Origin of the sequence: Mesorhizobium sp. IMUNJ 23033 (assembly GCF_044778005.1) — a bacterium.
In the GTDB taxonomy this organism is placed as follows: domain Bacteria; phylum Pseudomonadota; class Alphaproteobacteria; order Rhizobiales; family Rhizobiaceae; genus Mesorhizobium; species Mesorhizobium amorphae_A.
The window spans coordinates 143,823-166,254 of the sequence record NZ_JBJACT010000008.1 but is presented as its reverse complement, the minus strand read 5'-3'; the positions used below and the strand labels follow the sequence as shown (position 1 = coordinate 166,254).

Below are 22,432 nucleotides of genomic sequence, written 5' to 3'. Positions count from 1 at the left end.
GGCCATTTTGACGCGCAAAGCCAGCCCGACCATCGCGCTGTTTCCCGAAGCAAGCTTCGGCGCGGCGCTGAATTGCGTCGGCATCGCGCAGGCGCTGCGCGCCCGTGGCGCCCGGCCGGTGTTCATCTGCCATGCCGGATTTTCCGGTGTGTTCGCCGACTACGGTTTTCAGGAATACCAGCTGCCGACCGACGATCCGCTGAGCGACAGCGAGCGGCAGAGCTACTGGCAGGCTTTCGTGCGCCGGCATCTGCCGCATTTCCGGCTGAGCCCGATCGACCAGCTCGAAACCTATGTCGCCCCGACATGGCAGGCGATCGTCGACACCGCGGTCAATGCCGAAGCGCCGCTGCGGCAATTGCTGGCGCGGCTTAAGCCGGACGCCGTCGTGCTCGACAATGTCATCATGTTTCCAGCACTTGCCGGCGCCGGCTGCCCATGGGTGCGCGTCGTCTCCTGCGCCGAGACCGAACTGCCCGACGCGGAGGTGCCGCCCTATCTCTCCGGCCTTGCGGCCGACGATCCAGGCCGCGAGGCCTTCGAGGCGCGTTACCTCGCGGCAGTGACGCCGGCGCATGAGCGATTCAACCGGCTGCGCGCCGATGCGGGCCTGGCAGCACTGCCGAAGGGCCTGTTCCTGGAGGCCTCGCCCGACCTCAATTTGCTGTTGACGCCGACCATCGTGCGTCGCGAGCGCGCTACGCCGCTCGACCCCGAGCGCTTCATCTATCTCGAAGGCTGCGTGCGTTCGGAAGGGCCATTCGAAGTGCCCGTCTTCCCGCGCGATGGCGGGCCGCTGGTCTATGTCAGCTTCGGCAGCCTCGGCGCCATGGATGTCGGGCTGATCCAGCGCATGCTTGCCGTGTTCGACAGGTTGCCGGCGCGCTTCATCGTCAATGTCGGCGGTCTGCGCGATGCCTATCGAGCGGTGCCTGACAATGTCTATCTCGACGCCTGGTTCCCGCAGCCATCGGTGGTGGCGAAGTCGGACCTGTTCATCCACCATGGCGGCAACAACAGCTTTTGCGAGGCGCTGCGCTTCGGCGTGCCGTCGCTGATCATGCCCTATTGCTGGGATGGGCACGACAATGCGCAACGCGCCGGCGAGACCGGTGTCGGCGATCATATCGGCCGTGACGGCTGGACCGAAGGAGTATTGGAGAGAGCCATTCTCGGCCTGCTGGCCGATGATGCAATGCGCGCCCGCCTGAAGGAAAATGCAGCGCAAATGGCGCTGAAACCCGGAACGGATGCGGCCGCCGAGGCCATTCTCTCTCTCGTACGGACATGAACGAAATGCCTGACAATCACTCAACCATCACGTCGCCTTTGAGCGGCAGTAACGACCCGAAAAGCTGGCTGGCCCAGCACGCGATCAGCGAAGTCGAGTGCCTGGTGCCCGACTTGAACGGCGTGCTGCGCGGCAAGGCCTTGCCGGTGGCGAAATTCCTCAAGGCGCTGGAAGATCGTGCGCTCTATCTGCCGAGCAGCGCCTTCCTGGTCAGCATAGACGGCCGCTATTCCGGCTCGATCGACGAGGGTTTTGCTTATCAGGACCCGGACATGCGGATGGTGCCGGATGTTTCCACGCTCTGCCTGGCGCCCGGTGCCGGCGCGGGCAAGGCCTATGTCTTTGCCGACGCGTTCCAAATAGACGACCGGCCGTGGATGGCCTCGCCGCGTCATGTCTTGCGGGCCGTGCTCGATCTCTATCGCCAGCGCGGCTGGCGGGCAGTGGTGGCGCCGGAGCTCGAATTTTATCTCACCGCGCCCAATCCGGACCCCGACCGTCCCCTGACCGCACCTGTCGGCGGCAATGGCCGCGCCGAGAGCGTGCAGCATCCCTATGACATGGCGGCACTCGAAGAATTCGAGCCGGTGATCCGGCGCATCTACGATTACGCGGCGGCCGCCGGGCTGCCACTCGACACGCTGATCCATGAATCCGGCACCGCGCAGCTCGAGATCAACTTCCTGCATGGCGATGCGCTGGCGCTGGCCGACAAGGTGCTGTTGTTCAAGCGGTTGACGCGTCAGTCGGCGCAGCAGTCCGGCATGCACGCGACCTTCATGGCAAAACCGATCGCGGCACAGGCCGGCAGCTCGATGCATCTGCACATGTCAGTCATCGACGAGGCGGGCAACACGCTGTTTGCCGGCGGCGAGGATGCCGACACGGCTATGTTCGGGCATTTCATCGGCGGGCTGCAGAAATATGTCCCCGAAATCATGCCTCTGTTTGCGCCGAACGTGAATTCGTACCGACGCATCCGGCCGAACCACAGCGCGCCGGCCAACATCGAGTGGTCGCATGACAACCGCTCCTGCGGTCTGCGCGTGCCGGCCGGTGGCCGCGCTGCGCGGCGCATAGAAAACCGGCTGCCCGGCGCCGATGCCAACCCCTACCTGGCAATCGCCGGCTCGCTGCTGGCAGGCTATCTCGGCGTAGAGGAGAAAATCGCGCGTTCGGCCGAGGCGTCGGGCAATGCCTACAAGATCAAGAGCACACTACCGAAAACCATGGAGGAAGCGCTCGACCGGTTCACCGCATGCGAGCCGGTGCGGGCGCTGCTCGGCGAGGACTTCTTCCAGTCCTATCTGCGCGTCAAGAGCGTCGAACTCGATCTGTTCCAGAGCGTCGTGACGAGCTGGGAACGCGACCACCTGCTGCTCAAGGTGTAATGATGGGATTCAATTCCGAGGGTTTCAATTCCGGCCTGGATATCGGCAAATCCTATTATGTCGCCACCGCCAATCCGTCGCCGGATCATCCCGCCCTGAAAGGCGAGGTCGACGCCGACCTCGTTGTCGTCGGCGGCGGCTGCACCGGCCTGTCGGCGGCGCTTCACGCCGCCGAGCGCGGCCTGAAAGTCGTATTGCTCGAAGGCGGCAAGATCGGCTGGGGCGCATCGGGGCGCAATGGCGGCCAGATGATCCCCGGCCTGCGCAAAGGCGCCAAGGGGCTGGTCAAGGCTTTCGGACCGGAGCGGGCGAAAGCGCTGTTCGATCTCGCCTTTGAAGCGCGGGGGCTGGTGCTCGACATCATCGAGCGCCATGCCATCGACTGCGATCTCCGGCTGACCGGCCATCTGGTCGGCGCAGTGAACGGCTCTGATCTCAAGGACCTCGAGGAAGAGGCCGAGTGTCTGGCCAGCATGATGAAGTTTCGCGACGTGGAGATTCTGTCGGCGGCGGAGGCACGCGGCAAGGTCGACACGCCCTACCATGGTGCGATGTACGAGCCGCTTGGCGGCCACATGCATCCGCTGAACTACACGCTCGGCCTTGCCCGCGCTGCAGTCGCGGCCGGCGTCACCATCCATGAGAATTCGGTGGCCATTCGGCTGGGCCGCGAGCCTTCGATACGAGTCTCGACGGCCAAGGGTTCGGTCCGGGCAAAGCATGTCGTGCTGGCCGGCGATGCGCTGCTGCATGGGCTCGAGCCACGCGTCAACAGCCGCATCATGCCGGTCGGCAACTACATCGTCGCCACCGAGCCGCTGGAGGACAAGCGCAATGTCATCCCGGCCAATGTCGCGGTGTCAGACACCCGCTTCGTCGTCAACTACTACCGGATGTCGGCGGATGGACGGCTGCTGTTCGGCGGCGGCGAGCGCTACACGCCATCGCCGCCGGCCGACATTGCCGGCTTCGTGCGTCCGCATATGGAAGCCACTTTCCCGCAACTGAAGGGCTGCCGTATCGACCATGCCTGGGGCGGGCTGGTATCGGTGACGACGTCGCGGTTGCCGCATGTTGGGCATTATGGCGAGGTCTATTTCGCGCATGGCTATTCGGGCAAGGGCGTGATCCTGTCGACGCTTTCGGGCAAGCTCTTGGCCGAGGCGATCACCGGCGATGCTTCGCGGCTCGACCTGTTCTCGACGCTCACCCCGCTGCCGTTCCCCGGCGGTACGGCACTGCGCGGTCCGCTCTATGTGCTGGGCATGCTGTGGTATGCGATGCGGGATCGGATCAAGCACTGAGCCTTCGTGCAGGGCCAGCGCGACAGACGCTGCGCTGGCCACAGATGATATCGCGCTAGGCAGCATCCCGGTTCGTCAGGGCGATGTGGCAGCAGCCGGAGCCGTGGCCGGGCGTCCAGGTGACGTTGTCGAAGCGCACGCCGGTCGCCTCGAACAGGCCGCGGTCGAAGGCGCCGGCGATGCGGCAGAGCGTGGCGAGTTTTTCCTCGCCGACGCCGGCCTCGACCCAGGCGTCCTTCAGCGGGCAGCGCTTCACCTTGAAGGCAATGCGATGTTCACTGCGTTCGACATCAGTCGGATACATGCGGCCGCCATCGGGGCTGACGGCCAGAAACGCCTCGCCGATCGCTGGCGCGTCGTTAGGGCCGAAATCGGCAAAGGCTGCCGCGGCAACCTCCCTGCCGCGCTGCTCGATGGTGCGGATCATGACCGCCTCGGCGCGCTCTGCTCCCAGTTCAGCCGTCAGTTCGTCGAGGAACAGGCGATAGAGATCGGCCCGATTGCGAAAGGCGAAATCGAGTTCACGTGACAGGTTTTCGGCTCTCGCTGCGGGGTCGGTCATGGCGCTTCCTGACTTGCTCTCAATTTCGGCGTCGCCGTCACCAGCGCCTTGCCGATTGCGGATTGCGGCGCGCCGATGACAGCGCGGGCATCGCCGCTTTCGGCGATCCGCCCGGCGTCGAGGATGACGACGCGATGGGCGATGGCTCTGACGACGCCGAGATCGTGCGAAATGAACAGATAGGCGATCCGTTCCACACGCTGCAGGTCGAGCAGCAATTTGAGAATGTCTCCGCGAATCGAAACGTCGAGCGCCGACACCGCTTCGTCGAGCACGATCAGCGATGGGTTTGTGGCGATGGCGCGGGCGATGGCAACGCGCTGGCGCTGGCCGCCGGAGATTTCGTGGATGGCGCGCGGCGCGAGTTCGGCGTCGAGGCCGACGCGCTCCAGCAAAGCGGCGATCCGGCGCGGGCGCTCGGCGCGCGATGCGATGCCATGGATGCGCAAGGGATCGTCCAGCAGGCGCGCCACGGTGGCGCGCGGGTTGAAGGCGGCGAGCGGATCCTGGAACACCATCTGCAGGCGCGCGCGCCGGGCACGCAGCGCGGCACCGTTCAGGGTGAGGAAGTCATCACCTTCGAACCGGATGTTGCCGGCGTCGGGTTCGATCAGCCGCAACACCAGCCGCGCGATCGTCGACTTGCCGCTGCCGGACGGTCCGGCGAGCGCCAGCGTCTCGCCGGGATCGATCGCGAAGGAGACGGCATCGACGGCGGCGATGGTCCTGCCGCCACGCCGATAGCGTTTGGTGAGGTCGGAGACGGTCAACAGCGGACTGCTCATCGCGGCACTCCGGCTTGCGGCAGCAGCGGTTCGGCGTCGAGGCCGAGATGGGCGTCGAGCAGCGCGCGTGTGTAGGGGTGGCGCGGGGCATCGATGATTTGCTCTGTCGCACCAATCTCGACCAATTCGCCGTGGCGGAACACTGCGATGCGGTCGGCAAGTTCGGCGGCCAGCGCGATATCGTGACTGATGAACAGCAGCGTCATGCCGTCCTCAGCCACCAATTTCCGGATGAGGGACACGATCTCGGCCTGCACGATGGTGTCCAGCGCGCTGGTCGCCTCGTCGGCGATCAGCAATTTAGGTCCGGCGGCGATGGCGGCGGCGATCGCCACACGCTGCTTCTGGCCGCCGGAGAGCTGGTGCGGAAAGGCGCGGAGGGCGGTGTCGGGGTCTGGCAGGCGGACGCGGTCGAGCAGGGTTCTGGCCTTGGCATAGGCCTGCGGCCAGCCGAGGCCGAGATGGGTTCGGGCGACTTCGGCGATCTGCTTGCCGATTGTCATGACGGGATCGAGGCTGGCCGATGGATCCTGGAAGACGAAGCCGATGTCGCGGCCGCCGAGGGGTGTGTTGTTGCGAAGACGGGAAGGTTGGTGAGGCGATCGAAATTCCGACATCTGCCAGTCGATACGGCCACCAATCCTGGCGGATGCCGGCAACAGCCCCGCAATCGCCAGCGCCAGTGTGCTCTTGCCCGAACCGCTCTCTCCGATGATGGCCAGACGCTCGCCGGCGGCGATATCGAGATTGATGTTCTTCAGCGCCTCGCGGCCATTGCCGCGATAGCTCACCGTCAGATCGCGGATCGAGAGCAGCGCCGTCATGACAGGCTCCGTCTCACCGCTGTCGTCTCGACGACACCTTCACCGGCGAGATAGACGCCGAGCACGGTCAGCACCAGCGCCATGCCCGGAATGATCGAAAGGAAGGGCGCGGTGCGCAGCACTGTGCGGCCTTCGGCGATCATGCCGCCCCAGGTGACGCGGTTGGGGTCGCCGAGGCCGAGGAACGAGAGCGCGGCCTCTGTCAGGATGGCGGCGGCGACGATCACCGACGACAGCGCCAGCACCGGCGGCAGAGCATTGGGCAGCACCTCGCGAAAGGCGATCTCAAGGGGATGCATGCCGATGACGCGGGCGCCGGCGACATAGTCGCGCTCGCGAATGGACAGCACCTCGGCGCGCGCCACCCGCGCCGGTCCGGTCCAGGCGCCGAGCGCGATGGCCGCGACAACCACGCCGAGCGACGGCCCGACGACGCTGACGAAAGCCAGCGCCAGCAGGAAGCCCGGCACGGTCTGGAAAGCGTCGGTGATGCGCATCAGCACTTCGTCGACGAGGCCGCCGGCGAAGCCGGCCAGCGTGCCGACGATCGCACCTATGACAAGCGCCGCAGTGGCCGCAGCCAATCCGACCGCCAGCGAGGTACGCGAGCCGTGGAACAGTTCGGCCAGCACGTCGCGGCCGAGCCGGTCGGTGCCGAGCGGCAGCGACCAGTCCTGGAAAGGCGGCAGCAGCGCCGGCCCGGCAATGGCTTGCGGGTCACCGGGAAAAAACAGCGAAGCCGAGAGCGCCATGGCAAACAGCGCCGCCAGGATGATCGCGCCGGCGATCGCCTCGGGCGTGCGCAGGAAACGCCGGACCACGCTCACGCGCCAGCCTCACTGGCGCCGACGCGTGGATCGAGGAAGGCGTAGGCGACGTCGACGAGAAGGTTGATGACGATGACGAGAACTGCGCTGGTGAGAATAATCCCGAGCAGCAGCGGCGTGTCGCGCCCAGCGACGGCTTCCTGCGCCAGTCGGCCGAGGCCGGGCACGGCAAAGACGCTTTCGATGACGACGCTGCCGCCGAGCATCTGTGCCGATTGCAGGCCGAGCATGGTGACCAGAGGCAGCAGCGCGTTGCGAGCGACGTGAGCGAGCACGATGCGGCGGCGCGACAGGCCCCTGGAGCGGGCGGCAAGGACAAAATCCTGCCGCCATGCCTCGGCCATGCCGGCCCGCATCATGCGCAGGTAAAGCGCGAGATAGATGAAGCCAAGGGCGGACACCGGCAGGACGAGATGGGTGGCGATGTCGGCGGTGCGGGCAAGGCCGGTCTTGTCCGACGCCAGGCTCTCGATGCCGCCGATCGGCAGCCAGCGCAGGTCGACGGCGAAGATCACGATCAGCACTAGGCCGAGCCAGAAGCCGGGCACGGCATAGAGCGCCAGCGAGCCGATCGACAGGAAACGATCGCGAAAGCTGCCGGGTCTGGCGCCGGCATAGATGCCAAGCGCCGATCCGAGGCCAAAGGAGAGCGCGATGGCGCTGCCCATCAGGATAAGCGTTGTCGGCAGGCGCTCGAGGATGATTTCGCGGATCGGCCTGGAGAAGGTGACGGAGTGGCCGAGGTCGAGATGGAGCAGCGCCCAGAGATAATTGGCGAGCCGCGTCAGTTCAGACTGGTCAAGGCCCCAGCGGTGGCGCAGCAGTTCGATCATGCCGGCATCGCCGCCGGTCGAGACGATATAGGCGTCGACCGCATCGCCGGGCGCCGCTTCGAGCAACAGGAAGGTGCCGATGACGACGATCAGCAGTACGAAGATGCTGCCGACGAGACGGCGGCGCAGGAGGGTGAGGGCGCGGGTCATGGCGGCCTCGAATGTTTGGTGCTGAGCCAACCAAGGTGAAAGTCGCGCTTGAGCACCCCCCTCTGTCCTGCCGGACATCTCCCCCTCAAGGGGGGAGATTGGAAGTCATCGGCGATTTCGCCAATCTTCAATGTCGCAGGAAAATATGCCGACGTTGCGGCCAGCCAATCTCCCCCCTTGAGGGGGAGATGTCCGGTAGGACAGAGGGGGGCCTCGTAGAACTCTACGTCTACGACGATGTCGTCGCGAACTCTCATCCGCGAAATACTGTCACGATTCCAAATACGTGTCCGCCCAGTTCGATACCGCCCAGCGCGGGTTGTTGGCCATATTCCCAACCGTATCGCGCGCGACGCTGATGAAACTCCATTCGGCGACGTTGATCAGCGGCAGGTCGGCAGCGACCTTCTTCTGGAACTCCTTGTAGAGTTCGGTACGCGCGGCTGTATCGAGCGTCTCGGAGGCCTTGGCGATGAGGGCGTCCAGTTCCTCGTTCTTGTAGCCGCCCTGGTTGGAGAACGGTACGCCGTCCGGAATGCCGCTCTGCACCAGGATGGTGGTCGAGATCGCCGGGTCGCCGCGGAATACCGGCGGGCCGACGGCGAGGTCGAAGGCATGGTCGGTGTAGACGGCCTTGATGTGCGCGGGCGAGTCGTTGTTGACCAGCTCGGCATCGATGCCGATGGCGGCGAGCGCCTGGCGCAGATAGTCGCCGAACTGCTTGGTCTCGTTGAAATAGGGCGCCGGCAAAAGTTTCAGCGAAAAGCGCTTGCCGTCGGAGCCTTTCTTGTAACCGGCTTCGTCGAGCAGAGCGTTGGCCTTGGCAACGTCGAAGGCATAGGTCGGCACGTCGGCGGTGTAGAATTGCGGATCGTTCTTCGGCACCGGACCGGTGGCGGTGGCCGCATAACCGAGGAACACCGTCTTGACGACGAAATCCTTGTCGATGGCATGCGCGATCGCCTGGCGCACCTTGAGGTCGGCGAGCTCCTTGCGGCGGTGGTTGATTTCGACGACGAGCTGGTATGTGAGCCCTTCATAGCCCTTGGTGATGACCTTCAGGCCCGGCACCTTGGAGATGCGGTCGAGGTCGGCCAGCGGCACGGCCGAGAAAGCGGCGAGCTGGATTCCTTCGGCCTCGAGTGCGGCGGCCGCCGAGGTGCGATCCGGCAGCACCTGGTAGACGATCTCGTCGAGATAAGGCTCGTCCTTGCCCCAATAATCGGTGTTCTTCGCCAGCCGGTAGTACTGGCCGGCCTTGTACTCAGCGAACTTGAACGGGCCGGTGCCGACCGGCGCGTTGTTGGCCGGGTTCTCCTCGATCTTGCCGGTCTCGTAGACGTGCTTCGGCACCACGCTGCTCAGCGCCGGCAGGGCGTTGCGGATCAGCTGGAACGGTGTCGGCTTGGCGAATTTGAACACGGCGGTCAATCCGTCCGGTGTGTCGACGGCGGCAAGGTCCTTGAACACGGTGCGGCCGAGATTCTGCAGTGGCTTCCAGATCTGCAGCGCCGAGAAGGCGACGTCGGCGGAGGTGAAGGGCTTGCCGTCATGCCATTTGACACCGTCGCGCAGCTTGAAAGTCACCGACAGGCCGTCGGCAGCGCCTTCCCAGCTGAGTGCCAGACGCGGCTGCAGCCCATCCTTGCCGTCGAAGGAGGCCTCGGCCAGCGTCTCCACAACCTTGCTGGAAATGAAGAAGACGCCATTGGAGGCAACGATGGCCGGGTTGAGGTTGCGCGGCTCGGAATCGGCGGCGACGACCAGCCGTCCACCCTTCTTCGGCGTCTGCGCCCAGCCGATCACCGGCATGGCGGTGGAGGCGAGCAGCGCCGCCGAACCGGCAAGCACAGTGCGCCTGGAAATGGTGAAACCTGACATGATCGACCTCCGTCCTCTCCGCACCCGTCCGGATGCGACAATCCCTTCGACGCCAACGGGCCCGCGAGCATCTTTGCGGCGGTGATTATGGCCCTTGCCGAGGGTTTCGCCAGAGAGGGAATTGGCGCAATCTGGCGTGGCTTTGAAATTTCCGTCCGCTGGACCACTTATCCGATGGCGGTCCCGTTTCGCCAATCTGGTAAGACCAGAACTGGCCATACGGCGTTTTGGAATGGCAATCTATGACCATTTCTGCAAGGAGCCCGATTTCTGGCTGGACCAGTGCGGCGATAATAGTGCAGATTTGACCGACAGCCAGACGATCAGCGACCTGCGCAGCCGGCAAGCCGGTCCGACCGGCCGGCACATTCAGGGAGAGAACAATGAACATCGCCCCGGGCAAGATCGGCACCATTCCGTTCGACCAGGCGAGGCTCGATGGGTTGATGGAAGAGGCCGGCATCGACGTGCTGCTCGCCACCTCCAAGCACAACACGCAATATCTGCTCGGCGGCTACAAGTTCATCTTCTTCGCCGCCATGGATGCGATCGGCCACAGCCGCTATCTGCCTGTCGTCGTCTATGAGAAGGGCGGGCCGGACCATGCCGCCTATATCGGCAACCGCATGGAAGGCGCCGAGCACCAGAACAACCCGTTCTGGACGCCGACGCTGCATGCCGCCTGCTGGGGCACGCTCGATGCCGCCAATCTGGCTGTCGAGCATGTGCACAAGATCGGCCAGGGAGGAGCGCGCATCGGCATCGAGCCGGCTTTCCTGCCGTCGGATGCCTATACGCTGATCCGTAAAACATTGCCGGATGCAAAGCTGGTCGACGCGACCGACATGCTGGAGCGCATGCGCGCCATCAAGACGGAGGCGGAGCTGGAGAAGCTGCGCATCGCCTCCGAGCTGATCACGGATTCCATGCTGGCAACGATTGGCTGGGCGCGCGAGGGCACGACCAAGACCGAGATCATCGAACAGCTGCGGCGCGAGGAGACCAATCGCGGTGCGCATTTCGAATATTGCCTGCTGACGCTGGGCTCCAGCCACAACCGGGCTGCCTCACCGCAGGCGTGGAAGAGGGGCGAGGTGCTGTCGATCGATTCCGGCGGCAATTATCACGGCTATATTGGCGACCTCTGCCGCATGGGCATTCTGGGCGAGCCGGACGCCGAGCTGGAGGATCTGCTGGCCGAGGTCGAGACGGTGCAGCAGGCGGCGTTCTCCAAGGTCAGAGCCGGCACGCTCGGCGGCGACATGATTTCTCATGCCGAGGGGGTGCTGAAGAAATCCAAGGTCGCGCCCTATACCGATTTCTTCGCGCACGGCATGGGGCTGATCACGCATGAGGCGCCGTTCCTGATGACCAATCATCCAGTCACCTATGAAGGCACCTATGCCGCAAAGCCGCTGGAGAAGAACATGGTGCTGTCGGTCGAGACTACCATGCTTCATCCGACACGCGGGTTCATCAAGCTGGAGGATACGGTTGCCGTGACTGACAGCGGCTATGTCATGTTTGGCGACCGAGGTAGGGGTTGGAACAGGGGTGGCGCTTGAATCACGGACGACCGGCGCTGCCCCACAAAGCCAATCACCCTTTGCCCGCCGGCAGCAGCCTGAAATCCGGCAAGTCGCGCAGCGCCAGTTCAGGCCCAGCCGGCGAATAGACGACGAAGAGCTGCATCGGTCCGTCGCCGGTGTTGAGCGTCGAATGGAAGCGGCTCTCCGGGACGTAGATGGTGCAGCCGGGGCCGACCTTGGCGACCACCGGATTGCCTTGCTCGTCCTCGACCATCTGCTCGCCATGGCCGGAGATGACGAAGATGATTTCCTCGGCCCCGGGATGGTTGTGGCGGGTGTGGCCCTTGCCGGACGGCAGGTCGACGACGCCGCCCGAAAAACGCTCCGCGCCGTTCACTTCCGGCGCAACCGTCAATGCCAGCCGCCCCCAGTCGAAGCCGAAGGCGCTGACGTCCTTCGGGTAGACAAACACCTTGCTCTTGTCGGCCATCGTCTCATCCCTTCCTTTTCTTCGCGGTCGCTTTCTGGTCGCCGATCGCGACGGCCTTGAAATCCGCGGTCTGCCGGGCGATCGCCGCTTCCGCCGGCAAACGCTCCATCGAGCTGGCACCGTAAAAACCGTGCAGCCCTTCGCACCTCTCGAGAATATAACGGGCATCGTCCGGCATCGAGATCGGCCCGCCATGGCAAAGCAGGATGACATCCTTGCGCACCGAACGAGCTGCGGCTGCGATGGCGTCGATCTCTTTCACACAGTCGTCAAGTGATTTGGCCGAGGTGGCGCCGATCGAGCCGCCGGTGGTGACGCCCATATGGGCGACGACGATGTCGGCGCCGGCTTTTGTCATGGAGCGCGCCTCGTCCGGGTTGAAGACATAAGGGGTCGTCAGAAGGTCGAGCTTGTGCGCCTCGGCGATCATGTCGACCTCAAGGCCGAAGCCCATGCCGGTCTCCTCGAAGCTTTGCCGCATCTGGCCGTCGAACAGGCCGATGGTGGGAAAGTTCTGCACGCCCGAAAAGCCCATCGTCTTCAGCTCGGCCAGGAACAGCGGCATGATGACGAAGGGATCGGTGCCGTTGACGCCGGCCAGCACCGGCGTCTTCTTGACCACCGGCAGCACCTCGTAGGCCATCTCCTTGACGATCTCGTTGGCGTTGCCATAGGCGAGCAGGCCGGCGGCCGAGCCGCGCCCTGCCATGCGGTAGCGGCCGGAATTGTAGATGATGATGAGGTCGATGCCGCCGGCCTCCTCGGCCTTGGCCGAAAGGCCGGTGCCGGCGCCGCCGCCGACGATCGGCACGCCGTCGGCGATCATCTTACGGAATTTTTCCAGGATTTTCTTGCGCGGAATGGCGGCCATGCTTGTCAGGTCTCACTTGCTGGCGATGTCGAGGAAGGCGGCCGTGGCGGCCTTGGCGAATTCCGGATCGTTGATGTGCAGCGGCAGGCGCGTCACGCACCGTGTCTGAGTCGGCTTGATCGTACGCTCGATAGCTTCGAACAGCGCGGCGTCGGCTTCCGGGTTGAAGAAGGCGCCGCCTTCGATGTCGAGCGCCGAAACGCCCTTTTCGGGGATCAGGAAATGCACAGGACCCTGGCAGCGGCTCAATCTGTCGCCGATCCATTCGCCGATCTGGCGGCATTCGTCCGCTGTGGTGCGCATCAGTGTCACATTGGAATTGTGCTCGTAGAGCAGCCGCCCGCGATATTTTTCGGGAATGGTCGGCGGCGCCCAGAAGTTGACCATATCGAGCGCGCCGGCCGAGCCGACATAGGGCAGCTTCGTGCGGGCAATGGCACCGAAGCGGTCTTCGGTCGCCGGCAGCACGCCGCCGAACAGCAGGTCGCAAACCTCGGTGGTGGTGATGTCGATGACGCCGGCGAGCAGGTCAGAGTCGGCGAGCTTCTCCATGGTACGGCCGCCGGTGCCGGTGGCGTGGAAGACCATGCAGTCGTAGGTGGCGCGCAACTGATCGGCGATGGCTGTCACGCAAGGCGTGGTGACGCCAAACATGGTCAGGCCCAGCGATGGCTTGCCGTCGGCCGACGGCGCGGACCTCGCTGCCATGCCGGCAATGGCCTGGGCGGCATTGTGCAGCACGACCCGTGACAGCCGGTTGAGACCGGCCATGTCGGTGACGGACGGCATCATGACGATGTCGGAGACGTCGACATAGGGCGCGGTGTCACCGGACGCGAGCGTCGAGACCATGATCTTGGGCAGGCCGAGCGGCAGGGTGCGCATGCCAGAGGTGATGATCGAGGTGCCGCCGCCACCGCCAATGCCGATCATGCCTGATATGTCGGTGCGCGACTGCGCGAATAGGGCGAAGGCCGCGGCCATCGCCGCCATCGACCTGCCGCGGTCGTCGATGCCCAGCACGGCATTGCGGCCCTCGGGATGATGGCCGGCGACCTCCTCGGCGGGAACATCGACGGGCACGGTGGCGGCGCGGGTTCCGACATCGACGCGGGTGACGGCCGCTCCGGTGGCGGCGATCGTGTCGGCCAGGAAGGCAAGTTCTTCGCCCTTGGTGTCGGCGGTGCCCACCACATAGATGCGCTTCATCGCGTTTCCCCGGTCCTGGCGTGCCCGGCGTCGTCGCCTGCCACTCTCTGCAGGCCGCTCGGCAGCGCCAAGGCCATTGCATTTTTTTGAGACGCGCGTATCGTATTGACATGAATGTCTCACGTCAACAAGCCGCAATGAACGATGACGCCGAGCGAGGGGTAAGCCAGGCGGCCGAACGCGGAGCGCGTGCCCGCACCAGACGGCTGATGCTGGAGACGGCGACGCGGCTGATGCAGGCCGGCGCCACGCCCTCGGTCAGCGAGGTGGCGGAAGCAGCCGAAGTGTCCCGCGCGACCGCCTATCGCTATTTTCCGAGCCAGGCGGCCCTGGTGCAGGCGGTGGTCGACGAAGGGCTCGGTCCGATCCTCACCTGGCAGTCGACTTCCGCCGATCCGGAGCGCCGGGTCGCCGAATTGTTCGGTGCAGCGATGCCGCGCATCGAGGCCTTCGAGGCGACATTCAAGGCGGCGCTAAAACTGTCGCTCGAACAGTGGGCGCAACGGCAGGCGGGCACGCTGGGCGGCGAGCCGCAATTCACCCGCGGCCATCGCGTCGAGCTCTTGAAGGACGCGATCGCTCCGCTCAAGGGCCAACTGCCGCCGCGCGAATTCAAGCGTCTGGCGCAGGCGCTGTCGCTGATCTTCGGCGTCGAGGTGCTGATCGTGCTGAAGGACATTTGGGGCTTGGACAGCCGCAAGATGATGTCGGTGGCGCAGTGGGCGGCCGGTGCGCTGGTGCGGGCGGCGGTGACGGAATCAATGGGCGACGGAGACGGGGCCGCGCGACCGGCGGTCGCCAAATAAACGCGAATCTGGTTCGACCAGATAGGGAAGCCAGGTACACATAGTAATTGTGCTGACACAACCAAAACAAGACCCTTATGTATCAAGGAGTAGGAAAATTAAAGTAAAACAGGCAGATACCGCTACAAATGGCTTGTCGAGCCGCTCCTGATCGCAGAAGAAAGGGCTTGACGTGCATTCGCAATTGGTAATACCAGATCAGGACCGATAAAGCGGATCGAATGTGAGGGCTGCGATCCATTTTCCGGCCGGGCGAGGAGGCCCAAAACCGGAATGTGCCATCACGGGAGGAACTACCAGGGCCGGCCTCGCTGCCGGCTCGCATGACGCGGTAGAATGCGCACAAGGGAGGAAATCATTATGCGCAAGACAATGACCAGCCTGCTTGCTGGTATCGGCTTAGTGCTCGCCTGCGGAACGTCCGTCTACGCGCAGGACAAGGAACTCACCATCTTCTGGGCGGAATGGGATCCGGCCAACTATCTGCAGGAACTCGGCAACGAGTACGAGAAGGAAACGGGCGTCAAGATCACGGTGGAAACCACGCCCTGGCCCGACTTCCAGACCAAGGCCTTCACCGAGTTCAACGCCCATGGTGACGCCTATGATATGGTCGTCGGCGACTCGCAATGGCTCGGTGCCGGTTCGACCGGTGGCCACTATGTCGACCTGACCGACTTCTTCAACAAGCACAAGCTGGGCGAGGTGATGGCGCCGGCCACGGTGAAGTACTATGCCGAATATCCGGGCGGCAGCAGCAAGTACTGGGCCATTCCGCTCGAAGGCGACGCCGTCGGCTGGTCCTATCGCAAGGACTGGTTCGAAGACCCCAAGGAAAAGGAAGCCTTCAAGGCCAAATATGGCTACGATCTCGACGTGCCGAAGGATTTCAAGGCGCTGCGAGACATCGCCGAATTCTTCCACCGGCCGGATCAGAAACGTTACGGCATCGCCATCTACACTGACAATTCGTATGACGCGATGGCAATGGGCTTCGAAAACGCGCTGTTCTCCTTTGGCGGCGAGCTGGGTGACTATAAGACCTACAAGGTCGATGGCTTCATCAACTCCGACAAGGCGATCGCGGCGCTCGACGCCTACAAGGAACTCTACACGTTCACGCCTCCGGGCTGGGCCAAGTCGTTCTTCGTCGAGGACAACCAGGCGATCACTGAAAACCTGGCGGCGATGAGCATGAACTACTTCGCGTTCTTTCCCTCGCTGATCAACGAGGCGTCGAACCCGAACGCCAAGAACACCGGCTTCTTCGCCAATCCTGCCGGACCTGACGGCGACCAGTTCGCCGCCCTTGGCGGTCAGGGCATCTCCATCGTTTCCTACTCGCAGAAGCAGGAAGAGGCGGTGAAGTTCCTCGAATGGTTCATCAAGGACGAGACCCAGAAGAAGTGGGCAGCGCTTGGCGGCTACACCTGCAGCGCAGCCGTGCTCAAGTCGGAGGAATTCCAGAACGCCACACCTTACAACAAGGCCTTCTACGAGACCATGTTCAAGGTGAAGGACTTCTGGGCGGTGCCTGAATACGCAGAACTGCTGCAGCAGCTCAACCAGCGCATCTATCCCTACGTGATCGGTGGGCCTGGAACCGCCAAGGAAACGCTGGACGCGCTGGCCGCCGACTGGAACGCGACCTTCAAGAAATACGGCCGCGGCCAATAAAAGTCATGCCTGACGGAGGAGGCCTTCGCGCCTCCTCCGTTTGTTTTTAAGAATCTGGAGCAGGGTTTTGGCGACCACGATGATCACGACGCTGGACAGGTCCTCGCGGGCCGCTGCCCGCGGCCTCAGCGACATTTCGATCCGCAATCTCTTCATCATCCCGACGATCCTGTTCTTGATCGTCTTCAACATCTTCCCGCTGATCTATTCGCTGGGCTATTCCTTCACCGATTTCCGCGCCTCGACCAATGCGCCGGCGAATTTCATCGGGCTGCAAAATTATCGCGACCTGCTCAACGATCCCTATGTCTGGTCGAACTTCGCCATCACCGCGAAATACGTCATCATCTCGGTCGCCGGGCAGTTGCTCGTCGGTTTCGGCGTCGCCATGCTACTCAACCGCGACATTCCGCTGAAGGGATTGCTGACGACGCTGCTCCTGCTGCCGATGATGCTGTCGATGGCGGTGGTCGGCCTGTTCTGGAAGCTACTCTACGACCCCTCCTTCGGCATCATCAACTACGCGCTCGGCCTCGGCACCTTCGAATGGCTGTCGGATCCGAACATGGCGCTTTATGCGGTGGCGCTGACCGACATCTGGATGTGGTCGCCCTTCGTCATGCTCTTGTCGCTGGCCGGTCTCTCGGCGGTGCCGAAGCATCTCTACGAAGCCGCCGCCATCGATCGTGCCGGGCCGTTCTACACCTTCTTCCGCATCACGCTGCCGCTGGTCGCGCCGATCCTGATGATCGCGGTCATCTTCCGCACCATGGAAGCGTTCAAGACCTTCGACCTTGCCTACATCCTGACCAGCCAGCCGACGGCCGAACTGATCTCGATCCGGCTCTACAAGATGGCGTTCCAGGAATGGCAGACCGGGCGCTCCTGCGCGATGGCCTACATCGTGCTGATCATGGTGCTGGCGATCACCAACATCTATGTGAAGTACCTCAACAAGGTGAAGGAGCGCTGAGATGGCCGCCGTCCGCACTTCTTCCGAAATCGGCTTCAACCGTGCGGCAATCGTCGCGGTGCTGGTGGTGACGATCATCTTCCTGGCGCCGATCTACTGGATCGCCTCGACGGCGTTCAAGCCGCGCAATCTCGCGACGACCATCCCGCCGACGGTGGTGTTCCAGCCGGAAATCTCGCCCTTCGTCAAGCTGTTCGCCAAGCGTTCGCAACTGCGCAATCCGCCGACGCCGGAAGAGTATGCGGCGGCTCCGTGGTGGGAACGCGTCGTCTTCAATGGCGGCGAAAAAATCGTTCGCGACGGCAAGGGCGAGGTGCAGTGGTCGGGCTATCCGAGCCGGTTCATGAACTCGCTGATCGTCGCCATCACCTCGACGGTGCTGGCCGTCGGCATGGGCACCTTCACCGCCTACGGGTTTTCGCGCTTCAGGGTGAAGGGGGAGGCGGACCTGCTGTTCTTCATCCTGTCGACGCGCATGCTGCCGCCGGTGGTGGTCGCCATCCCGATGTTCCTGATGTACCGGGCAGTCGGCCTCAACGATTCCCATCTAGGCCTGATTATCCTCTACACCGCCTTCAACCTGTCCTTCTCGGTCTGGCTGATGAAAGGGTTCATGGACGAGATCCCGAAGGAATATGAGGAGGCGGCGCTGGTCGACGGCTACACGCGCATGGAAGCCTTCTTCAAGATCGTGCTACCCGAGGCAGCAACCGGCATCGCCGCGACCGCCGTCTTCTGCTTTATCACGGCGTGGAACGAATATGCCTTTGCGCTGATCATGACCAGCCGCCGTGCCCAGACAGCACCGCCGTTCATTCCCAGCCAGGTCGGTTCCGGCCTGCCGGACTGGACGGTGATCGCTGCTGGAACCTTCCTGTTCCTGCTGCCGGTCGCGATCTTCACCTTCCTGCTTCGCAATCATCTGTTGCGCGGCATGTCCTTCGGAGCGATCCGCAAATGAGCTTTCGCGCCATCAACCAGAAATACCTGGAACCCGGCTCGCAGATATTGATGGTGCTCGGCATCATCGCCCTCTGCCAGCCCTGGAACATGCTGCTGCACAGCTATGGCGTGACCATCATCCTGCTCGGGCTGATCGGCTTCAACATCACTTCGAAGATCGCGCCGGAGGAAGAGGCCGGCACCGGTCATAGCGCAGATGCGCAGGCGCGAAATCCGGGAGCACAGCATTGACCCAGATCGAGCTTCGCGGCGTGCAGAAATATTTCGGCGCCGTCCAGGTCATCAAGGACCTCAACCTCAAGATCGACGACAACGAGTTCATCGTGTTGCTCGGCCAGTCCGGCTGCGGCAAGACGACGACGCTGCGCGCCATTGCCGGGCTGGAGACGATCGACGGCGGCGATATCCTGATCGACGGCAAGCCGGTGCAGCATCTCAAGGCTGCCGACCGCGACATCGCCATGGTGTTCCAGTCGTTCTCGCTCTATCCGCATATGAGCGTCTACGAGAACATCGCCTTTCCACTGCGCGCGACGCGCAAGAGCAAGGCCGAGATCGACCAGGAAGTGCGCTCGGTCGCCAAGACGCTGCAGATCACGGACTTGCTGGCGAAGAAGCCGTCGGCGCTGTCGGGCGGTGACATGCAGCGTGTCGCCATTGGCCGGGCGCTGGTGCGGCGTCCCAAGGCGATGCTGATGGACGAGCCGATCGGCGCGCTCGACGCCAAGCTGCGTGAAGAGATGCGGGCCGAGATCAAGCGGCTGCACATCAAGCAGGGCTCGACCAGCATCTATGTCACGCACGACCAGATCGAGGCGATGAGTCTCGCCGACCGCATCGTCATCATGCATGAGGGCGTGCTGCAGCAAGTCGGATCGCCGGACGACGTCTATTCGCATCCGGCCAATCTGTTCGTGGCGCAGTTCGTCGGCAGCCCGGTGATGAATGTCGCCGAGGCGTCGGTCACCGAGAAGGCCTCGGCCGCCTCGGTCACGGTCGGTGACGCGACCACCGGCTTCGAGTTCCCGCGCGCGCTTTTATCGAAACTCAACGGTCATGCCGGCGGCAAGCTGGCGCTCGGCATCCGGCCTGAAGGGGTGATCGTGCGCCATGAGGCGGCGGACGGCTTCCTGCCGGTCGAGACGCAAATCGTCGAGCCGCTCGGATCCTTCGATATCGTCGACATCAAGGTCGGCTCCAGGATGCTGCGCGCGCGCACCAAGAGCGGCTTCGTCAGCGGGCCAGGCGAAAAGGTCTTTGCCAGGATCGATCCGGCGCAGGCGCATTTCTTCGACGTGGCGAGCGGCAAGTCGCTCGGGGTGAGACTCTGATGGCCCATATCCAGCTCAAGAACATCTCGAAGAGCTTCGGCAATCACACCGCGCTCACAGGGCTCAATCTCGAGATCGCCGACGGCGAGTTCTTCGTGCTGCTCGGCGAGACGGGTGCGGGCAAGACGACGACGCTGAGGATGATCGCCGGCCTGGAAAAGCCGAGCGAGGGCCAGGTCTTCATCGACGGTGTCGACGTCGCCGACTGGGGCGCCGCCGAGCGCGACGTGGCGCTGGTGCTGCAGCAATATTCGCTCTATCCGCGCTACACGGTGCGCGAGAACCTCGAATTCCCGCTGAAGCCGAAGATCCGTCGGCTGCCCGACGCCGAGATCAAGGATCGCGTCGACCGCGCGGCCAGGACGCTGCGCATCGAGCATTTGCTCGACCGCAAGACCGACCGGCTCTCGGGTGGCGAGATGCAGCGCGTCTCCATCGGCCGCGCCATCGTGCGCAAGCCGCGCGTATTCCTGATGGACGAGCCGCTGTCGGCGCTCGACGCCAAATTGCGCGAGGCGCTGCGCACCGAGTTGAAGAATTTGCAGATGCAACTCGGCGCCACCTTCCTGTTCGTCACCCACGACCAGATCGAGGCGATGTCGATGGGCGACAAGGTCGGCGTGCTCAACCATGGGCGCATCGTCCAGACCGGTACGCCGCAGGAGATCTACAACAACCCGCGCGACACCTATGTGGCGAGCTTTGTCGGTTCGCCGCCCATGAACCTCATCGACGGCAGGCTGGTCGACAACCGCGCGGTGATGGCGCCAATGAATTTCGAACTGCCGTTCTCAAGGGGAGCCAGGACTTCTTGGGGGTTAGACACGGGCGGTGCGACCGACGGTCGCCCGCTCGTCTTCGGCATCCGTCCCGAGGACGTCTATCTGGAGAGCGGTGCGCCGGTCGAGGCGCGTGTCCATGATGTCGAGAACCATGGCGTCGAAAAAATCCTGACGCTCAGGGTCGGCGACACCATGCTGCGCGCCACGGTACCGGCGAGGACCGATGTCGAGATCGAGCAGCCGGTGCGCTTTGCCTGGAACCCGGACAAGGTGGTGCTGTTCGACAAGGGGAGTGGCGTGAGCCTGCGCCACGCCAGTTAGCAGCGAGCTTTTGCGCGACGGCTTCGCAAAGAACCGCTGGCGCTATTTCGGGAAGTAGGTCTCGTAAGGCGTGTCGTTGATCAAAAGGATCACGCACTCGGTGTCCGACAGGCACGCATCGTCGTGCATCTCATTGGCCTTCTGCGTCCAATAGGATCCCGGAGGCAGCTCGACCTTGGTCGCTTCGCCGCCGTCCATCTGCCAATGCGCCCAGAGCCCCTTTATGACCACCGCGTGCGATAGTCCGCGGTGTGCGCATGAACCGGTGCCCGCCAGTTGCCGGGAACCTTGAGCAACGTGCCCGCCGGGCCCTTGGCCCGCTCGCCCCATAGGGGTCCAAGACGATGCGGCTGGTCGGGTACTTCGGCGACATAGGGGATCTTGCCGGCCGGCAGGTAGCTGTCTTCAAGGCCAAATGCCCGTCCCGGAATGACGGATAGAGCGGCGAGGGCAAGCAATGCAGAACGTCTGGCCATAGCGATTTCCTCCACCGGTCAGATTATTTGCGGGACGTCCCTGGGCAATGACGCTCCGTCCAAAAAGCTTGGCAATTCCTCCAGGCACGGGAGGCCGCGGACGCTCAGGACTCGTCGCCGCTGCCGCCGGTGTTGCGCAGATGGCTCGGCGCCACGCCCATGACGCGCTTGAAGGCGCGGCTGAAGGAGGCTTCCGAATCGTAGCCCAGTTTCGCCGCAGCGACGGATACCCTCATCCCATCCCGGGCCAGCCATTGCCGCGCCTGGTGCATGCGCACCCGCAGGACATATTTGGCCGGCGTCTCGCCGACCACGGTGGCGAAGCGTTGGGCGAAGGCGGAGCGCGATGCTCCCATCATCCGTGCGAGCGCCTCGACCGTCCAATCTTGGTTCGGCTGCAGGTGAATAGCGGCCAGCACCTTGCCGACATCCGGATTCCTGACCGCGGCGATCCATCCGGTGGCGTCGCCGCAGCCGTTCTCGACCCAGGAGCGGATGATCGTAGCGGCAAGCACATCGGCAAGGCGCGCCAGGATGCCGCCGGAGCCAACCCGGTCCATCGTCACCTCGCCCGCCATGGCGTCGAGCAGATGCTGGATGCCCGGCGCATTCGCCATCAGCTCATGCGCGCGCATCAGGTCGGGCATCATGTCCAGAAGCGGATGCGATCCATCGAGGTTGAAATGCATGCTGCCGCAGAACAGCAAGGTCTTGGGGCCGCGACACTCGTTGGAGACGTCGTAGATGTTCTCGCAAACCGGTTCGATGCTGTAGCGGCCGATCGGCACGGCAGGCACGCCCGGCGCGCTGGCCAGAATGTGCTCGTCGCCGCGCGGGATCAGCAGCGCATCGCCCACCGACAGCTCGATCCATTCCTTCGCCGAAGAGAACAGCCAGCAGCCCTGCTGGCCGATGAAGTGGAAGCGCGCAGCCTTCTGCGCCGGAAAGGACACCGCCCACGGCTCACCGAGGACGCAGCGGCCATAGTCGACGCCATCGAGCCGCAAGCCGCGCAGCATGTCGCTCAGCGGATCGCCGGAACTTGGTAACGTCGATTTGGACGAATTGTAATTCATTCCGGTGTTTCTAGCATGGAAACTCCAGACAGTCACTCCCATTTTGCAGTGCAGCCAAATGGTGCGCTGCAACCAGACCG

The 22,432-nt window shown here is 63.8% G+C and carries 21 protein-coding genes and 1 pseudogene; 11 read left to right on the top strand and 11 right to left on the bottom strand.

Going from position 1 to position 22,432, the window contains the following annotated elements:
- Positions 1 to 7: 7 nt before the first annotated feature.
- Genes ACFX5Q_RS12800 through ACFX5Q_RS12790 form a run of 3 tightly spaced genes read left to right on the top strand, consistent with a single transcriptional unit; the run spans position 8 to position 3,986 of the window.
- Positions 8 to 1,291: a nucleotide disphospho-sugar-binding domain-containing protein gene (locus ACFX5Q_RS12800; RefSeq protein ID WP_404278273.1), complete on the top strand. Its 1,284-nt coding sequence runs from the start codon at positions 8 to 10 to the stop codon at positions 1,289 to 1,291.
- Positions 1,292 to 1,296: 5 nt separating this feature from the next.
- Positions 1,297 to 2,682 (top strand): glutamine synthetase family protein, encoded by a 1,386-nt coding sequence (locus tag ACFX5Q_RS12795; protein ID WP_404278271.1) that lies wholly within the window; start codon positions 1,297 to 1,299, stop codon positions 2,680 to 2,682.
- A complete protein-coding gene (locus tag ACFX5Q_RS12790; protein WP_404278270.1) occupies positions 2,682 to 3,986 on the top strand; it encodes an NAD(P)/FAD-dependent oxidoreductase in 1,305 nt (434 codons plus the stop codon). The genes ACFX5Q_RS12795 and ACFX5Q_RS12790 overlap by 1 nt, the downstream gene beginning before the upstream one ends.
- 55 nt (positions 3,987 to 4,041) lie before the next feature.
- On the opposite strand, the gene ACFX5Q_RS12785 is transcribed toward ACFX5Q_RS12790, so the two are convergent.
- The 6 genes from ACFX5Q_RS12785 to ACFX5Q_RS12760 form a co-directional block, all read right to left on the bottom strand.
- On the bottom strand, positions 4,042 to 4,548 hold the full coding sequence (locus ACFX5Q_RS12785; protein WP_404278268.1) for an L-2-amino-thiazoline-4-carboxylic acid hydrolase: 507 nt from the start codon (positions 4,546 to 4,548) through the stop codon (positions 4,042 to 4,044).
- Positions 4,545 to 5,333, bottom strand: a complete 789-nt coding sequence (locus ACFX5Q_RS12780) for an ATP-binding cassette domain-containing protein (RefSeq protein ID WP_404278266.1) — start codon at positions 5,331 to 5,333, stop codon at positions 4,545 to 4,547. The genes ACFX5Q_RS12785 and ACFX5Q_RS12780 overlap by 4 nt, the downstream gene beginning before the upstream one ends.
- The gene (locus tag ACFX5Q_RS12775) at positions 5,330 to 6,157 is read right to left on the bottom strand and encodes an ABC transporter ATP-binding protein (protein WP_404278262.1); all 828 of its coding nucleotides are present in this window, start codon (positions 6,155 to 6,157) and stop codon (positions 5,330 to 5,332) included. The genes ACFX5Q_RS12780 and ACFX5Q_RS12775 overlap by 4 nt, the downstream gene beginning before the upstream one ends.
- Entirely contained in the window at positions 6,154 to 6,984 is an 831-nt protein-coding gene (locus ACFX5Q_RS12770) for an ABC transporter permease (protein WP_404278260.1), read from the bottom strand. The genes ACFX5Q_RS12775 and ACFX5Q_RS12770 overlap by 4 nt, the downstream gene beginning before the upstream one ends.
- Positions 6,981 to 7,967 carry an ABC transporter permease gene (locus ACFX5Q_RS12765; protein ID WP_404278258.1) on the bottom strand — a complete coding sequence of 329 codons (987 nt, stop codon included), beginning with the start codon at positions 7,965 to 7,967 and terminating at the stop codon, positions 6,981 to 6,983. Before ACFX5Q_RS12765 ends, ACFX5Q_RS12770 begins: the two co-directional genes overlap by 4 nt.
- A gap of 270 nt (positions 7,968 to 8,237) precedes the next feature.
- Positions 8,238 to 9,848, bottom strand: a complete 1,611-nt coding sequence (locus ACFX5Q_RS12760) for an ABC transporter substrate-binding protein (protein ID WP_404278256.1) — start codon at positions 9,846 to 9,848, stop codon at positions 8,238 to 8,240.
- Between the two features lie 383 nt (positions 9,849 to 10,231).
- On the opposite strand from ACFX5Q_RS12760, the gene ACFX5Q_RS12755 reads away from it, so the two are divergent.
- Complete coding sequence (locus tag ACFX5Q_RS12755) at positions 10,232 to 11,413, top strand: M24 family metallopeptidase (protein WP_404278254.1); 1,182 nt, start codon at positions 10,232 to 10,234, stop codon at positions 11,411 to 11,413.
- A gap of 34 nt (positions 11,414 to 11,447) precedes the next feature.
- Here ACFX5Q_RS12755 and ACFX5Q_RS12750 read toward each other — a convergent pair whose 3' ends face one another.
- Genes ACFX5Q_RS12750 through ACFX5Q_RS12740 form a run of 3 tightly spaced genes read right to left on the bottom strand, consistent with a single transcriptional unit; the run spans position 11,448 to position 13,947 of the window.
- Positions 11,448 to 11,867, bottom strand: a complete 420-nt coding sequence (locus ACFX5Q_RS12750; RefSeq protein ID WP_404278252.1) for a cupin domain-containing protein — start codon at positions 11,865 to 11,867, stop codon at positions 11,448 to 11,450.
- A gap of 4 nt (positions 11,868 to 11,871) precedes the next feature.
- Complete coding sequence (locus ACFX5Q_RS12745; RefSeq protein WP_404278250.1) at positions 11,872 to 12,738, bottom strand: phosphoenolpyruvate hydrolase family protein; 867 nt, start codon at positions 12,736 to 12,738, stop codon at positions 11,872 to 11,874.
- 12 nt (positions 12,739 to 12,750) lie between these two features.
- Complete coding sequence (locus ACFX5Q_RS12740; RefSeq protein ID WP_404278249.1) at positions 12,751 to 13,947, bottom strand: Tm-1-like ATP-binding domain-containing protein; 1,197 nt, start codon at positions 13,945 to 13,947, stop codon at positions 12,751 to 12,753.
- 110 nt (positions 13,948 to 14,057) lie between these two features.
- On the opposite strand from ACFX5Q_RS12740, the gene ACFX5Q_RS12735 reads away from it, so the two are divergent.
- The 7 genes from ACFX5Q_RS12735 to ACFX5Q_RS12705 all read left to right on the top strand — a co-directional run bounded on the left by ACFX5Q_RS12735 (position 14,058) and on the right by ACFX5Q_RS12705 (position 20,800).
- On the top strand, positions 14,058 to 14,753 hold the full coding sequence (locus ACFX5Q_RS12735) for a TetR/AcrR family transcriptional regulator (RefSeq protein WP_404278247.1): 696 nt from the start codon (positions 14,058 to 14,060) through the stop codon (positions 14,751 to 14,753).
- Between the two features lie 360 nt (positions 14,754 to 15,113).
- Positions 15,114 to 16,430 (top strand): ABC transporter substrate-binding protein, encoded by a 1,317-nt coding sequence (locus ACFX5Q_RS12730; protein ID WP_404278245.1) that lies wholly within the window; start codon positions 15,114 to 15,116, stop codon positions 16,428 to 16,430.
- 67 nt (positions 16,431 to 16,497) lie between these two features.
- The gene (locus ACFX5Q_RS12725) at positions 16,498 to 17,403 is read left to right on the top strand and encodes a carbohydrate ABC transporter permease (protein ID WP_006200308.1); all 906 of its coding nucleotides are present in this window, start codon (positions 16,498 to 16,500) and stop codon (positions 17,401 to 17,403) included.
- Position 17,404: 1 nt separating this feature from the next.
- Positions 17,405 to 18,364: a carbohydrate ABC transporter permease gene (locus ACFX5Q_RS12720; RefSeq protein ID WP_404278242.1), complete on the top strand. Its 960-nt coding sequence runs from the start codon at positions 17,405 to 17,407 to the stop codon at positions 18,362 to 18,364.
- The gene (locus ACFX5Q_RS12715) at positions 18,361 to 18,597 is read left to right on the top strand and encodes a hypothetical protein (RefSeq protein WP_404278240.1); all 237 of its coding nucleotides are present in this window, start codon (positions 18,361 to 18,363) and stop codon (positions 18,595 to 18,597) included. Before ACFX5Q_RS12720 ends, ACFX5Q_RS12715 begins: the two co-directional genes overlap by 4 nt.
- Positions 18,594 to 19,697, top strand: coding sequence for an ABC transporter ATP-binding protein (locus tag ACFX5Q_RS12710; protein ID WP_404278238.1), 1,104 nt, complete (start codon positions 18,594 to 18,596; stop codon positions 19,695 to 19,697). The genes ACFX5Q_RS12715 and ACFX5Q_RS12710 overlap by 4 nt, the downstream gene beginning before the upstream one ends.
- On the top strand, positions 19,697 to 20,800 hold the full coding sequence (locus tag ACFX5Q_RS12705) for an ABC transporter ATP-binding protein (protein WP_404278236.1): 1,104 nt from the start codon (positions 19,697 to 19,699) through the stop codon (positions 20,798 to 20,800). Before ACFX5Q_RS12710 ends, ACFX5Q_RS12705 begins: the two co-directional genes overlap by 1 nt.
- Before the next feature lie 42 nt (positions 20,801 to 20,842).
- Here ACFX5Q_RS12705 and ACFX5Q_RS12700 read toward each other — a convergent pair.
- Positions 20,843 to 21,276, bottom strand: a pseudogene (locus ACFX5Q_RS12700) (DUF4437 domain-containing protein).
- A gap of 104 nt (positions 21,277 to 21,380) precedes the next feature.
- Positions 21,381 to 22,352, bottom strand: a complete 972-nt coding sequence (locus ACFX5Q_RS12695; protein ID WP_404278234.1) for an AraC family transcriptional regulator — start codon at positions 22,350 to 22,352, stop codon at positions 21,381 to 21,383.
- Positions 22,353 to 22,432 lie beyond the last annotated feature (80 nt).

Coding starts and splice junctions, on each gene's coding strand:
- ACFX5Q_RS12745 (WP_404278250.1), bottom strand. CDS start 12,738: ATGGCCGCCATTCCGCGCAAGAAAATCCTGGAAAAATTCCGTAAGATG.
- ACFX5Q_RS12740 (WP_404278249.1), bottom strand. CDS start 13,947: ATGAAGCGCATCTATGTGGTGGGCACCGCCGACACCAAGGGCGAAGAA.
- ACFX5Q_RS12720 (WP_404278242.1), top strand. CDS start 17,405: ATGGCCGCCGTCCGCACTTCTTCCGAAATCGGCTTCAACCGTGCGGCA.
- ACFX5Q_RS12715 (WP_404278240.1), top strand. CDS start 18,361: ATGAGCTTTCGCGCCATCAACCAGAAATACCTGGAACCCGGCTCGCAG.
- ACFX5Q_RS12785 (WP_404278268.1), bottom strand. CDS start 4,548: ATGACCGACCCCGCAGCGAGAGCCGAAAACCTGTCACGTGAACTCGAT.
- ACFX5Q_RS12765 (WP_404278258.1), bottom strand. CDS start 7,967: ATGACCCGCGCCCTCACCCTCCTGCGCCGCCGTCTCGTCGGCAGCATC.
- ACFX5Q_RS12755 (WP_404278254.1), top strand. CDS start 10,232: ATGAACATCGCCCCGGGCAAGATCGGCACCATTCCGTTCGACCAGGCG.
- ACFX5Q_RS12695 (WP_404278234.1), bottom strand. CDS start 22,352: ATGAATTACAATTCGTCCAAATCGACGTTACCAAGTTCCGGCGATCCG.
- ACFX5Q_RS12735 (WP_404278247.1), top strand. CDS start 14,058: ATGAATGTCTCACGTCAACAAGCCGCAATGAACGATGACGCCGAGCGA.
- ACFX5Q_RS12750 (WP_404278252.1), bottom strand. CDS start 11,867: ATGGCCGACAAGAGCAAGGTGTTTGTCTACCCGAAGGACGTCAGCGCC.
- ACFX5Q_RS12760 (WP_404278256.1), bottom strand. CDS start 9,848: ATGTCAGGTTTCACCATTTCCAGGCGCACTGTGCTTGCCGGTTCGGCG.
- ACFX5Q_RS12705 (WP_404278236.1), top strand. CDS start 19,697: ATGGCCCATATCCAGCTCAAGAACATCTCGAAGAGCTTCGGCAATCAC.
- ACFX5Q_RS12730 (WP_404278245.1), top strand. CDS start 15,114: ATGCGCAAGACAATGACCAGCCTGCTTGCTGGTATCGGCTTAGTGCTC.
- ACFX5Q_RS12790 (WP_404278270.1), top strand. CDS start 2,682: ATGATGGGATTCAATTCCGAGGGTTTCAATTCCGGCCTGGATATCGGC.
- ACFX5Q_RS12780 (WP_404278266.1), bottom strand. CDS start 5,333: ATGAGCAGTCCGCTGTTGACCGTCTCCGACCTCACCAAACGCTATCGG.
- ACFX5Q_RS12795 (WP_404278271.1), top strand. CDS start 1,297: ATGCCTGACAATCACTCAACCATCACGTCGCCTTTGAGCGGCAGTAAC.
- ACFX5Q_RS12775 (WP_404278262.1), bottom strand. CDS start 6,157: ATGACGGCGCTGCTCTCGATCCGCGATCTGACGGTGAGCTATCGCGGC.